Consider the following 13,042-nt stretch of genomic DNA (forward strand, 5'->3'; position numbering starts at 1 on the left):
TAGCCACTTTGGGCTGCTTTCTTTAGTATTATCAGCTTATATATCTAACACTTCCATACAAACAGGTTAATGACTGTATATCAGTTGTTTAATAAATGATGTCTTAATCATTTCTTAAATGCTCTTGATACATGCGCGGAGTAATACCCGTCTCACGCTTAAAGAACTTAGAGAAGGCAGAAGCAGTGGGGAAATTGAGTCGGTCAGCCACCTCATACGCCATCAGTTCGTTGGTCTTCAGCAGGATTTTTGCTTCCTGAATCGTAGCCCGATTGATCCAATACATCACACTTTGGTTGCTTATTTTCTTAATCAATGCCGACAGATGATGTGGCGTGACATGGAGTTCGCCAGCATAGAAAGGTATAGACCGTTGCGCCTTACAGTGCTGATGAACGAGTCGTTTGAACCGAATAAAAAGCTCTTCGGCACGTGTCAGTCCTCCACTTTGGATGGTATCGTCCTCCGCACCCTTTATCTCCTGAACGCCAGAGATCACAGTCTGCAGAAGGTTCTGCACTGTTTTACAGCGATAAGGCTTAAGTTGGATGACATCCCAGAGCAGGTATATCAGTCGAAGTACCCATGTACTTTCTGTCGGAGAAGTCTTCAGTACAATCTCTTCTGGTACTTCAATGCTCTCACGGAACACTATTCCAGCTATCCGAGCATCGTCAGAAATTTCATTTACCTCAATGATTGTGTCGGGACCAGTGATGATTATGTTTCCTTTCTCTATGTGATAGTTCTGCAGATTGATACAAACATCGCCCCAACCCTGCATCGCCAGAAGGAAACGAGGCTCCATTAACTGATAGATCTCCTCTTTATTGAAGAGCTGAGCCTTATGAATATCGCCATTAATAATGACAATTGCGTCATCACTCATGCGGAAGTAATCCTGCTTTGATGCTTGTTCCTCCAGATTCAGACGGTCTAATGACAGCAGATTGATTGTCTTCACCTTGTCCATTGGCTTTCCTTTTTGTATGATTCGATTGCAAATATAACATTATTCTCTTATATTTCAAGTTCATTTTTACGAGAATCGTACAATAAGACAATTCGTTCTGTGTATCGGATAAGCACATAACATAATTATAACATTACCTTTGCACAAAAGAAACAGATACATATCAGACATTAATATATAAAAGATGGGAAAAAGAATCCTGACATTTATCATTATAATCCTTGCTGTTTCAGCCCATGCACAAACGCTGGAGGAGTGTCAACAGGCTGCAGAAAAGAACTATCCAGTTATCAAACGGTACGACCTTATAGGGCGAACTACGGAGCTGACGGTTAGCAATTTGCAGAAAGAATGGCTGCCTCGGATAACGGCTTCAGCACAAGCCACCTATCAGAATGCCGTTGCTGCATGGCCAGAGAGCATAAAAAGCGTTTACCAACGCATGGGATTGGACATGAAAGGACTGAAGAAAGATCAGTACAAAGTGGGCATTGACGTTCAACAGACGCTCTATGACGGTGGAGTTATCAGTAGTCAGAAACGTATCGCACGCCAAGAAGGCAAGCTGCAGGAGGCTCAGAACGACGTAAATCAGTATCAACTGCGGCAGCGTGTCAATGAGATGTACTTCTCATTGTTGCTCCTCAACGAGCAGATTCGGCTCAATGACGATGTCAAAGCACTGTTGCTCTCAAGCGAAAAGAAGCTTGCTGCCATGGTGAAAGGGGGCACGGCAGCCACAAGTGACTATGAAAATGTCATGGCAGAACGCCTTGCTGCAGAGCAGCAGAACAGTAGTTTGAAAGCCCAACAACAGATGTTACAACGTCTGTTGAGTGTGTTCTGTGGTATGGAAGTGAACCATTTGCAGAAGCCAAAGCCTGCTGAAGTAAGCACAACGACCAACAATCGTCCCGAACTAAGCATGTTCGACAGTCAGATAAAGCTTGTTGAAGCAAAGGAAAAAGCATTAAACGCACGGTTAATGCCGAAGTTAGGACTCTTTGCACAGGGCTATTACGGCTATCCGGGATACAATATCTTCGAAGACATGATGGACCGTAAGTGGACACTTAATGGCATTGTAGGCATCAAGATGTCATGGGATTTGTCAGCATTCTATACCCATAAGAATGACAGAGAACGGCTGAATATGGAACGAAAGATGGCAGAGAACGCCCGTGAAGTATTCCTTTTCAACAGCAGATTAGACGAGATACAACACACAGAGGACGTTGATCGGTATCAGAAGATGGTACAAGCAGATGAAGAAATCATCACTTTACGCACCAATGTACGCAAGGCTGCAGAGTCAAAGTTGGCACATGGCATCATTGATGTCAATAGTTTGCTCAGAGAAATCAACAACGAGAATGCTGCAAAGGCGCAACAAGCCATCCATGAGATAGACATGCTCAAGGAGATGTACAATCTTAAATACACCAATAACGAATAAAAACAACAAGCAACAGATATGAAAAAGATAGTTTTATTGGCTGGTTTTGCCCTTATAATGGCATCCTGTGGGGGTGATAAGAAGGACTATGACGCTACAGGAACGTTCGAAGCAACGGAGGTAACAGTGTCGGCAGAATTGTCAGGGCAGCTTCTTCACTTTAATGTCAGTGAAGGACAAGTGCTCAAAGGTGGGCTTTCCGTGGGACAGATAGACTCCCGTCAGTTGGTACTCAAGCGTGAACAGCTCTCTACAAGCAATGAACAACTGGCAGCAACGCACGGTCAGTTGGATGCAAACAAGCGTCAATTAAACGCAAACAAGCAGGCAACGACAAGCAAACAGCTTGACTTACGGAAGCAAGTGGCTGCCCTTCACCAGCAAATAGTCAACCTTCAGCGTGAACATCAACGTTTTTCAGAGCTGTTAAGTGATGGTGCTGTACCCCGAAAGCAGGTAGATGACATTGAATATCAGATAGAAGTGCTACGCAAACAACTTACTGCTACAGAAGAACAGATAGCCAGTCAGAACGCAGCATTGGCTGATCAGAACAAAGGAATAGCTGCTCAGATAGAGGGAATCAGCTCCCAACAGGCTGGAATAAACGCCCAACAGGCTGGTGTTCGGAGCCAACAGGCACAGATAGATGACCAGATTTCACACACGTTTGTGAAGAGTCCGATCACCGGAACAGTGTTGGAGAAGTATGCAGAGCAGGGAGAATTCGTTGCGATTGGCAAGCCTTTGTTCAAGATTGCAGACACAAAAACGATGTTTATAAGGGCATATGTCACCTCTGAACAGCTGAAAAACGTCAGGATAGGACAGCATGTTACGGTCATGGCAGACTATGGTAAGGGTGAGAAAAAGCGTTATTCGGGTGTCATAACATGGATATCAAACCAGTCAGAGTTCACCCCTAAGACCATTGTTACCGATGATGAACGTGCCGATCTGGTCTATGCTATCAAGGTAAAGTTCATCAATGACGGTTATATTAAGATTGGAATGTATGGTGAAGTAAAGTTCTAAACGGTGCACATGACGATGAATGCAATAGAGGTAAACAACATATCGAAACACTATGGTAAGGTAAAAGCCTTGCAGAATGTCAGCTTCTCTGTGGGGGAAGGTGAGATTTTCGGACTCATCGGACCTGATGGTGCAGGGAAAACGTCGATGTATCGCATCCTCTGTTCTCTGCTTCTGCCCAATGAAGGTAGTGCTTCCGTGTGCGGATATGACGTGGTAAGCGGTATGAAAGAGGTGCGCAAGCGTGTTGGATACATGCCCGGTAGGTTCTCACTCTACCAAGATCTGACGGTAGAAGAGAACCTTAAGTTCTTCGCAACACTGTTTAATACGACCGTAGAGGAGAACTATGACTCCATAAAAGCCATCTATTCACAGATTGAAAGGTTCAAAACCAGAAGGGCAGGAGCACTCTCTGGCGGAATGAAACAGAAGCTCGCACTCTGTTGTGCACTTGTTCATAAGCCTCAAGTGTTGTTCCTTGACGAACCAACAACAGGTGTCGACCCCGTCAGTCGTAAGGAGTTTTGGGAGATATTAGCCCACTTGAAGGAGCGTAACATCACCATTATAGCCTCAACACCCTATATCGATGAGGTGCAGAAATGCGAACGTGTGGGCTTTCTTTCAGATGGTATCTTGAAAGGAGTAGGTACTCCCGACGCTATTCTTGACACCTTTAAGGATATCTTTAATCCACCTCCTATAGAGCATAAGCAGAGAGATGACACGGAAAAAGAGACTGAAAACGTCATCGAAGTGGAACATCTGGTCAAAGCTTTCGGCAGTTTTCATGCTGTAGACGACATCTCTTTCACGGTAAAGAAGGGTGAAATATTCGGCTTTCTCGGTGCTAACGGAGCCGGAAAGACCACTGCTATGCACATGCTTACGGGTCTTAACCAACCCACAAGTGGGACGGGAAGGGTGGTAGGGTTCGACATTCGCACCCAATATGAGCAGATAAAGCAGCACATTGGATACATGAGTCAGAAGTTTTCATTGTACGAAGACCTCACAGTAGCAGAGAATATACGCCTCTTTGCAGGCATTTATGGTATGCAGGATGATGACATTCGGCACAAGACAGACGACCTTCTGCAGCGTCTGAAGTTCTCTGAACACCGCAACAGCTTGGTATCTGAGCTGCCATTAGGATGGAAACAGAAGCTGGCTTTCTCTGTAAGTATCTTCCATAACCCAGGCATTGTGTTCCTCGATGAGCCTACTGGAGGTGTTGATCCAGCCACTCGCCGACAGTTCTGGGAACTGATTTACGATGCTGCAGAGCGTGGAATAACGGTTTTTGTCACCACGCATTACATGGACGAAGCGGAGTATTGCGACCGAATATCCATCATGGTGGATGGTAAAATAAAAGCTTTGGGAACGCCTGATGAGCTGAAACGCAAGTTGAAGCAGCCCGATATGGACCACGTCTTCACCTATCTGGCGCGCCAGGCGGTGCGCAGTTCCGACTGAAAAGTATAGATAATGTAACAAAAAAGATGAACAGACTGTCCCTTGCAGACACCTGTTCATAACGCCAAACATACAATGAAGCAGTTTATTTCATTTGTCATTAAGGAGGCAAAGCACATCATTCGCGATAAGCGAACCATGCTAATGCTCTTCGGTATGCCCACTGCCATGATGTTACTCTTTGGCTTTGCCATCACGAATGATGTACGAAATGTGCGGACCATCATCGTCATGAGCAATGCCGACTACGCCACACAAGAGGTTGTCGACCGTTTGGGTGCATCGGAATACTTCACCATCAGCAAGATGGTTGCCACTCCTTCAGAGGCTGAAAAGGCTATCCAGAACCAGCAAGCAGACATGGCTATCGTCTTTCCACACGACTTTGCGAGTCGTAGGACGGGCTTGCAATTCATTGTAGATGGTGCCGATCCGAACATGGCACAGCAGTGGTCGACCTACGCCAATGCGGTGATTACGAACCCAAAGGGCGGAGTTACCAACACGAAACTGCTCTATAACCCACAGATGAAGTCGACTTACAACTTCGTTCCAGCCATCATGGGCATGCTGTTGATGCTTATCTGTGCCATGATGACCTCTATTTCCATTGTCAGAGAGAAGGAAAAAGGAACGATGGAGGTGCTCCTTGTCTCACCAACTCAGCCCCTGATGATCATCATTGCCAAGGTGATTCCTTACTTAATACTGGCATTTCTCATCCTGATAATCATCCTTCTAATGTCAGTTTTCCTATTCGGTGTCCCCGTGCAAGGCTCCTTGTTCTGGATATTCAGTATCTCAACACTCTATATTCTCCTTGCACTCTCGTTGGGATTGCTTATCTCCAACATTGCAAAGACACAACTCGTGGCACTCCTGATGTCGGCAATGGTGTTGCTCATGCCCATCATTATGCTCTCAGGAATGGTCTTCCCAGTGGAGTCAATGCCACAGATTCTGCAGTATGTGTCAGCCGTTATCCCCACCCGTTACTACATCATAGCCATGCGAAAGCTTATGATTATGGGTGTAGGCATTGAACAGGTACTCAACGAAACACTCATTCTTGCAGGTATGCTCATCGTCCTGCTGTCCCTCTCACTGGCAATGTTTAAGAAACGATTAGAATAGAAACGCATGACACTCAAATATCTTTTACAGAAGGAATTCATACAGATTCGTCACAATTCGTTCATCCCCCGCCTCATCATCATGTTCCCAATCATGGTGATGTGTGTAATGCCTTGGGTGATGAACATGGAGGTGAAGAACATTGTTGTGGATGTTGTAGACAACGATAGGTCAACGGAGTCACATCGATTGGTACATGAGATAGAAGCCAACAGATACTTTATTTTCCACGGACAGCAGCCCACTTATCAGGCAGCACTTGAGGATATTGAACACTCAAAGGCTGATATCATTCTGGTCATCCCACAGAATTACAGTCGTGACCGTACGCTTGGACGGATGCCACAGGTATTGATTGCAGCCAATGCTGTCAATGGAACGAAAGGTGCTTTGGGCTCCATCTATCTCTCACAGGTGGTTACTGCCCATGCTCAACCTGCTGTTGCAGCCCTGCAGAAGCAAGCTTCAACACTCTATCTGTACAACCGTCACTTGAATTTCAAGCTCTTCATGATACCTGCACTCTTTGCTATTGTGATGATGTTGCTGACCGGTTACTTGCCAACACTGAACATTGTGGGGGAGAAAGAGGCTGGGACTATTGAGCAAATCAACGTTACTCCCGTGAGCAAATGGACTTTTATCCTGGCTAAACTCATCCCTTATTGGCTTATAGCCTTCTTTGTTATCACGGTATGTCTACTCCTTTCGTGGCTCATTTACGGTATAACACCCGTTGGTAACGTAGCTTTTATCTATCTGTTAGCCATGTTGTTGGCACTGTTCTTCTCTTCTTTTGGATTAATAGTGTCCAATTACTCTGACACTATGCAGCAAGCTATCTTCGTGATGTGGTTCTTCGTGATGATACTCATGCTGCTTTCAGGACTCTTCACACCAACGCGTTCCATGCCACCGGTGGCTTATCTGTCTACATACGTCAACCCGATGAGTTACTTTATAGATGCAATGCGAACCGTATTCATCCGTGGTGGCGGTCTGAACAGTATTGGTCATCAGCTCCTTGCACTGTCTGTAATAGGACTGACAATGGGTGTTTGGGCTGTCATCAGCTATAAGAAGAATAAATAAAAAGGGGTGGGGGAATACTGTTTTCTTTATGGATAACGACATCAATGCTTGATCCCTTAAATGACGGTCAAAGCCCCTTCAATGTAAAAACATTTCCCTATTGATTTTTAAAAGACGCCCTTTTGAGGTGTAAAAGGTGCCCTTTTGCAGTGTAAAACATGCCCTTTTGCCATGTAAAAGACGCCCTTTTGCAATGCAAAAGGGCGTCTTTTAGAAGCCTGTTTGTAACTATTTGATTCTCTATGGGTTACAAAGCTGGTTTTAAACGGTTTTCTTCTAAATCAGCGTTCATAGCCTTTCCTTTTTTTGTAAGGTTATTTCGTTACATCCGAAATACCGTCAACACTGTCTCTATCTACGGATAAGGAAGTAGCCCAAAGCGTGATGTGCCTTCTTCTTTGTATACCCTTTGAGTTGATACATACCGTCTGGAAGTGCTGCAATATTAAGCTGATTCTGTCTTACAAGTCGGCTATTGACACTGCGTATGGTTCTTCCCTGCACGTCGAGCAGTTCATAATGATCAAAGTCAGCCAGCTTTGCTTTGGCAGGTAACAGCAGTGTGTTACCGTCATTCTGCAACAGTGAAGAAGGCAAAGAAGCAGCTTGTACGTTCTGTTCTTGCAGTGCTGCACTCTCCATACCATATCTGTTCATTGCCGTAACAGCGTAATGAAGAGAAGGATTGGCATTTCTGAACTGTAGGAAAGTACCACTGTAACGAGCGAAAAGCAGGTTGTGAGGGTTCTTAATGTCTACAGGATACGTCCTGCTCGCATATATATTATAATAAGGTGAGACCCCTTTCCAACTAATTGTCACACTGTTGTCATCCCGATGCTGTACGAATGAAGCAGCAGAAGCAGGCATTGGAGCTGCTACAGATTTGCTTCCTTTCGTCACTTGTGGCAGAGCAAGCGTGGCATTAAACTGCTTTTCAAAATCGTAAACACCCTGTTTGTTGGAAGTAAGGAACCATGAACGGAAGTGAGCATGTCCCATTCCGATAGCCCTACTGACATACATTTGTCGGGTAATATCGTCTAATCGCCAGTTACCCTCACGTGGATCAAGGAAGTAAGTACCCAGCCCCGTGACGATTTCCCGGTCATAATTATTCTCCATCCAGTCTGCAATGAACGGGTAATAGTTCTCTCCACGGAAGTACTGCATAGGATAAAGCTGGTCCATCAGTCCTGTACGCAACCACTCCTGTGCCTCCTGTGCAACACGGTCACGCGCATTGAAGTTCTTCGAACTGTACCTACTGAGGTCAGAATACTTACCGATTGGAGAACAAGACATCTTCACCCAGGGTTTCAAAGCCTTCACTTGGTCGTGTATGGCACGTACAATCTGTGTGATATTATAGCGTCTGTCATCAGGTGTGTCACCGTCCTGATACGTTGGACGAGGCCATCCATCAGGATATCGGATATAGTCTAAGTTGATACCATCAACGTCATACTTCCTTACAATCTCCGCACAGATATTTGCCAGATAGTCAGGAACACGTGGGTCAGAAGGGTCGAGATAAGATCCAGTAGAGAAGTTTCTGATACGGAAACCCTTTCTAGTCAGAGTCTGACAACCCAATGAACTCTTTGCACCGACAGGTATTGTGGCAATCCATGCATGCAGTTCCATTCCCCTTTTATGGCATTCTGCAATGGCAAAAGCCAACGGGTCATAGCCAAAGCCTGGTGCTTTACCTTCCACACCAGTAATACAACGATCCCAAGGTTCGATGTCTGAAGGGTAAATAGTGGCAGCTCGCACACGTGCCTGTAGTAAAACAGTGTTTATATTTGCCTTTTGATAACTGTCAAGGATATCCGTCAGCTCCTTCTTCTGCTGTTCAATGGTTTCCGGAGAGGTTGCATATGTCTTCGGCCAGTCCAAGTTTGCCAATGTAGTAAGCCATACCGCACGTGTCTCACGCTTAGGGATTGGCTGCGTCAAGTAGTCGCTAAGTATTGTTTGTGCTTGTATTGTACAGACGAAAACACAACAAAGTGCCAGAAAAAACGATTTCTTCATATCTTTTAATATCCTATTATCCGTTGAAATAAGTTACAAAGATAGTCATTTATTTCTTTAATCCAAATATTCTGTTTACCTTTGTCTAAGATTTATTGACATAACCTAAATGGTGTGATTTGTCAATCAAAGTATTCACTTAACGAAAAGTATTTATGATTAAGAAGTGTCTGTTGCTCGTTGCAACAATGATGGTAAGCATTTGTGCATCAGCTCAGTTTCAAGAAGGTAAAGGCTATATTGGTGCCTCTCTGACAGGACTTGACCTGCATTACAATGCTCAAGACGGCTTAAATGTCGGCTTAGAAGCAAAGGCCGGTTTCTTCCCTTGGGATAATCTTATGATACTTGGCAATGTCAGCGCAGTACATAATGGTTCAGAGGCAGTTGCCGATCACATCTCTATTGGTGCTGGTGGAAGATATTACATCACACAGAATGGCTTGTATCTTGGTGCTGGTGTGAAGTTTTTGCATGCCAATCACAGTTACAATGACATGATGCCGGGTCTTGAAGTGGGCTATGCTTTCTTCCTGAATCGCTCCGTTACGATTGAACCAGCTATCTATTACGATCAATCTTTCAAGAGTTCTAGATATTCAACAGTGGGCTTTAAGCTTGGTGTTGGTGTTTATCTCTTTGATGATTGATAAAGAAAGGATAGCTCTTTCTTCACTTGTAACCACGTAAAACATAGATGCAACAATATCCATCTCAGCTCTTAGAGCGAGCTGTTGAGTCGTTTTCACAGTTGCCAGGCGTAGGGCGTAAGACCGCTTTACGCCTGGTTCTGCATCTTCTTCGCCAATCAACGGAGGATGTAGACAGCTTTGCTGATGCCATAACGAGGGTGAAACATGACGTGAAATATTGTAAGGTATGCCACAATATCTCTGATACTGACGTCTGTTCCATCTGCTCCGATCCGCGCAGAGACGCCTCTGTGGTGTGTGTAGTGGAGAATATTCAAGACGTAATGGCGATAGAAAACACACAACAGTTCCATGGTTTGTACCACGTTTTGGGTGGAATCATCTCTCCAATGGACGGAATTGGACCGAATGATCTTGAGATTGAGTCGCTTGTTAAGCGTGTTGAGGAGGGTGAAGTGAAAGAGATTATCCTGGCACTTGCCAGTACTATGGAAGGAGATACCACCAATTTCTATATCTCACGTAAGCTAAAAGACAAGCAAGTGAAGCTCTCTGTGATAGCAAGAGGTATATCTGTTGGTGACGAATTGGAATATACAGACGAGGTAACGTTGGGCAGAAGTATTCTGAACCGTACCCCTTTTGATGCTTAATACTCATGGATAAAACAAGAAAGATACTCCTTACGGAACTCATAGCGTCCTGTTGTCTGGCGTTATTGCTCGTTGGAAGTTATGAAACAGGGCTGTTATTACCCGGATTCTGGGCTACTGAAGATAACAGTCAGTTGTTAGTTCTGTTGCAATTCTGCATGCAATTAACAACACTTATCGCCATTCCGCTGGCACTTTTCCTCTTTAAGATTCGCTATGTAGCCGACTCTCTGCAGGCTGATGAGAGCCATGTAGACCGTCAGTTATGCTTCTGGGGCAGCGTAAGGATGATGATGTTGTGCCTACCAATGGTACTTAACGTGTTCTTTTATTATGCTTTCGGCGACGTTGCGGGGTTTTATTACCTTGCAATCATACTCGCTTTGAGTTTATTCTTCGTCTTTCCGACAAAGAAACGTTGTGAACATGAATGCCATTTGACCAATGAAGCAAATGACTCTGTGGATAAACCAGAAGACAAAAGGAATAAATCAGTAGACCAAAGAGGATAAATCTGTGGGCAGATGATTATAAATCTGTTGACAAAAGTGGATATATCTGCAGAGCAAAGGTTATAAATCAGAAGTCCTAAAAGGATATTTCTGGAGACCAAAGGTTATGAATTAGTGATCCTAAGAAGATAAACCTGTAAACCAAAGATTATACATCAGTGGACAAAAGTTTATAAATCAATGACCCTAAGAAGATAAATCTCTAGACCAAAGGTTATAAATCTGTGGGCAAAAGTGGATGAACCAGAAGACCAAAGGAAATAAATCAGTGAACCAAAGCGAATGAAATTAAGTGTTATCATTGTCAGTTATAACGTAAAATACTACCTTGAGCAATGTCTTGAGAGTCTGTATAAAGCTTTAAAAGACATTGATGCAGAGGTTTTTGTAGTAGATAATCACTCGCATGATGGCTCCGTCAGCTACCTGAAGGAGCGTTTCCCAGATACACATTTCATAGCCAGTTCACATAATTTGGGCTTTGCACGCGCCAACAACTTAGCCATTCAACAGTGTAAAGGGGAGTATGTCCTTCTGCTAAACCCCGACACTGTGGTGGGAGAAGACGTCATCATGACTTCCATTTCCTTCATGGATAGCCATCCAAAGGCGGGTGGTCACGGTGTTCAGATGCTCAATGACTGTGGTGAAAAAGCCTTAGAAAGCCGACGAGGATTGCCCTCTCCATTGACAGCTTTCTATAAAATGACGGGACTTTGCAAGCGTTTCCCAACCAGCAAAAGGCTTGCACATTATTATATGGGGGGACTATCATGGGATAAACCGGGACAGATTGAAGTCATAAGTGGTGCATATTGCTTCCTTCGCAAGGCTGCATTAGACCGTATAGGACTACTTGATGAGGACTTTTTCATGTATGGTGAGGACATAGACCTAAGCTATCGACTGTTAAAAGGTAACTATGAGAACTGGTATCTACCCACTCGAATCCTGCATTACAAAGGAGAAAGCACACAGAAATCAAGTTTCCGATATGTTCATGTGTTCTATGATGCAATGTTTATCTTCTTCCGTAAACACTACGGAGGGATGAGTTTACTACTCAGATTACCCATTAAAACAGCCATTTTCATCAAAGCTTCTTGCTCATTAGTGCGTACATTATGTTATTCTATACGCAAATATCTTGGCTTTAATAGCTTCTATACGACATCATTTCCCCACTATGTGTTCCTTGGTGGGCAGGAAATGACAGATCAATGTAGGCATATTGCTATGGAGAAAGGCCTTTCTGCTGAGTATTACACAGGAGATAAGGAGAGTCTTTGGCATAAAGAAGCTGACATCGTGGGGCAAAATGATGATGCAAACAAGCAGATATGCATTGTTTTTGATACCGAAATGTTCACCTATCAAGAGATATTCGACAAGTTCTCAGCGCATCCTATGGCGAATATCCACATAGGATTCTATCATAAAAAACCGAATGTTATCATCACAACAAACGAAATAATAGAAGGTAATGGATAAAGACAAAAGGCCTGAAGTGACATTAAGGGCAATGGAACCCGAGGATCTTGACGTGCTCTACCACGTGGAAAATGATAATAGCATGTGGAATATCAGTACGTCAAACGTACCTTACAGCCGTTACGCTTTGCATAATTACATAGCTGATGCAAAGAACGATATCTATGTAGATGGGCAGGTTCGACTGATGATAGAGAATGAGAATGGGGTAGTGGTAGGCGTTATCGACCTCGTAAACTTCGACCCTAAACATCATCGGGCAGAGCTTGGAATCATCATTATGGATAAGTTTCGCAGACGGGGATATGCCCATGCAGCGATCACGAAGCTCATATCCTATGCACACAACATGCTGCAACTGAGTCAGATATACGCCATTGTAGACGTAGAGAACAAGGTATGCTATCAGTGTTTGACATCCCTTGGCTTCGCAGGAGATAGCATTTTGCACGATTGGCTATACTGTGACGGTTCCTATCATGATGCTATCGTTTTGCAATTTTTTATTGAAAAACAGTAAA

Annotated in this window: 12 protein-coding genes; 10 read left to right on the forward strand and 2 right to left on the reverse strand. The window is 44.0% G+C overall.

Annotated features, from left to right (window positions below; all coding sequences use genetic code 11):
* Nucleotides 1-103: 103 nt before the first annotated feature.
* A complete protein-coding gene (locus ACZ48L_RS09000) occupies nucleotides 104-973 on the reverse strand; it encodes a helix-turn-helix domain-containing protein (protein ID WP_025790867.1) in 870 nt (289 codons plus the stop codon).
* 184 nt (nucleotides 974-1,157) lie between these two features.
* On the opposite strand from ACZ48L_RS09000, the gene ACZ48L_RS09005 reads away from it, so the two are divergent.
* The 5 genes from ACZ48L_RS09005 (at nucleotide 1,158) to ACZ48L_RS09025 (ending at nucleotide 7,172) form a co-directional block, all read left to right on the forward strand.
* Nucleotides 1,158-2,429: a TolC family protein gene (locus tag ACZ48L_RS09005; RefSeq protein ID WP_025790866.1), complete on the forward strand. Its 1,272-nt coding sequence runs from the start codon at nucleotides 1,158-1,160 to the stop codon at nucleotides 2,427-2,429.
* Nucleotides 2,430-2,447: 18 nt separating this feature from the next.
* The gene (locus tag ACZ48L_RS09010; protein WP_025790865.1) at nucleotides 2,448-3,464 is read left to right on the forward strand and encodes an HlyD family secretion protein; all 1,017 of its coding nucleotides are present in this window, start codon (nucleotides 2,448-2,450) and stop codon (nucleotides 3,462-3,464) included.
* A gap of 15 nt (nucleotides 3,465-3,479) precedes the next feature.
* A complete protein-coding gene (locus ACZ48L_RS09015) occupies nucleotides 3,480-4,946 on the forward strand; it encodes an ATP-binding cassette domain-containing protein (RefSeq protein ID WP_025790863.1) in 1,467 nt (488 codons plus the stop codon).
* A gap of 75 nt (nucleotides 4,947-5,021) precedes the next feature.
* Nucleotides 5,022-6,080 (forward strand): ABC transporter permease, encoded by a 1,059-nt coding sequence (locus ACZ48L_RS09020; RefSeq protein WP_025790861.1) that lies wholly within the window; start codon nucleotides 5,022-5,024, stop codon nucleotides 6,078-6,080.
* A gap of 6 nt (nucleotides 6,081-6,086) precedes the next feature.
* On the forward strand, nucleotides 6,087-7,172 hold the full coding sequence (locus tag ACZ48L_RS09025; protein ID WP_025790859.1) for an ABC transporter permease: 1,086 nt from the start codon (nucleotides 6,087-6,089) through the stop codon (nucleotides 7,170-7,172).
* A 351-nt stretch (nucleotides 7,173-7,523) separates the two neighbouring features.
* On the opposite strand, the gene ACZ48L_RS09030 is transcribed toward ACZ48L_RS09025, so the two are convergent.
* Nucleotides 7,524-9,212 (reverse strand): glycoside hydrolase family 10-like protein, encoded by a 1,689-nt coding sequence (locus tag ACZ48L_RS09030; RefSeq protein ID WP_025790857.1) that lies wholly within the window; start codon nucleotides 9,210-9,212, stop codon nucleotides 7,524-7,526.
* Between the two features lie 155 nt (nucleotides 9,213-9,367).
* Between ACZ48L_RS09030 and ACZ48L_RS09035 the strand changes: the two genes are divergently transcribed.
* The 5 genes from ACZ48L_RS09035 (at nucleotide 9,368) to ACZ48L_RS09055 (ending at nucleotide 13,041) form a co-directional block, all read left to right on the forward strand.
* Nucleotides 9,368-9,862 (forward strand): membrane protein, encoded by a 495-nt coding sequence (locus tag ACZ48L_RS09035; protein WP_025790856.1) that lies wholly within the window; start codon nucleotides 9,368-9,370, stop codon nucleotides 9,860-9,862.
* 47 nt (nucleotides 9,863-9,909) lie between these two features.
* Entirely contained in the window at nucleotides 9,910-10,518 is a 609-nt protein-coding gene (gene recR, locus ACZ48L_RS09040) for a recombination mediator RecR (RefSeq protein ID WP_025790855.1), read from the forward strand.
* A 5-nt stretch (nucleotides 10,519-10,523) separates the two neighbouring features.
* Complete coding sequence (locus tag ACZ48L_RS09045) at nucleotides 10,524-11,030, forward strand: hypothetical protein (protein WP_025790853.1); 507 nt, start codon at nucleotides 10,524-10,526, stop codon at nucleotides 11,028-11,030.
* 282 nt (nucleotides 11,031-11,312) lie between these two features.
* Nucleotides 11,313-12,521, forward strand: a complete 1,209-nt coding sequence (locus ACZ48L_RS09050) for a glycosyltransferase family 2 protein (RefSeq protein ID WP_025790852.1) — start codon at nucleotides 11,313-11,315, stop codon at nucleotides 12,519-12,521.
* Nucleotides 12,514-13,041, forward strand: coding sequence for a GNAT family N-acetyltransferase (locus ACZ48L_RS09055; RefSeq protein WP_025790850.1), 528 nt, complete (start codon nucleotides 12,514-12,516; stop codon nucleotides 13,039-13,041). The genes ACZ48L_RS09050 and ACZ48L_RS09055 overlap by 8 nt, the downstream gene beginning before the upstream one ends.
* Nucleotide 13,042: the final 1 nt, after the last annotated feature.

Source organism: Prevotella histicola (assembly GCF_055385135.1).

Bases quoted from the DNA above. Each gene is read 5' to 3' on its own strand.
- ACZ48L_RS09045 (WP_025790853.1), top strand. From the start codon at position 10,524: ATGGATAAAACAAGAAAGATACTCCTTACGGAACTCATAGCGTCCTGT.
- ACZ48L_RS09050 (WP_025790852.1), top strand. From the start codon at position 11,313: ATGAAATTAAGTGTTATCATTGTCAGTTATAACGTAAAATACTACCTT.
- ACZ48L_RS09035 (WP_025790856.1), top strand. From the start codon at position 9,368: ATGATTAAGAAGTGTCTGTTGCTCGTTGCAACAATGATGGTAAGCATT.
- ACZ48L_RS09030 (WP_025790857.1), bottom strand. From the start codon at position 9,212: ATGAAGAAATCGTTTTTTCTGGCACTTTGTTGTGTTTTCGTCTGTACA.
- ACZ48L_RS09005 (WP_025790866.1), top strand. From the start codon at position 1,158: ATGGGAAAAAGAATCCTGACATTTATCATTATAATCCTTGCTGTTTCA.
- ACZ48L_RS09025 (WP_025790859.1), top strand. From the start codon at position 6,087: ATGACACTCAAATATCTTTTACAGAAGGAATTCATACAGATTCGTCAC.
- ACZ48L_RS09020 (WP_025790861.1), top strand. From the start codon at position 5,022: ATGAAGCAGTTTATTTCATTTGTCATTAAGGAGGCAAAGCACATCATT.
- ACZ48L_RS09055 (WP_025790850.1), top strand. From the start codon at position 12,514: ATGGATAAAGACAAAAGGCCTGAAGTGACATTAAGGGCAATGGAACCC.
- ACZ48L_RS09015 (WP_025790863.1), top strand. From the start codon at position 3,480: ATGAATGCAATAGAGGTAAACAACATATCGAAACACTATGGTAAGGTA.
- ACZ48L_RS09000 (WP_025790867.1), bottom strand. From the start codon at position 973: ATGGACAAGGTGAAGACAATCAATCTGCTGTCATTAGACCGTCTGAAT.
- recR (WP_025790855.1), top strand. From the start codon at position 9,910: ATGCAACAATATCCATCTCAGCTCTTAGAGCGAGCTGTTGAGTCGTTT.
- ACZ48L_RS09010 (WP_025790865.1), top strand. From the start codon at position 2,448: ATGAAAAAGATAGTTTTATTGGCTGGTTTTGCCCTTATAATGGCATCC.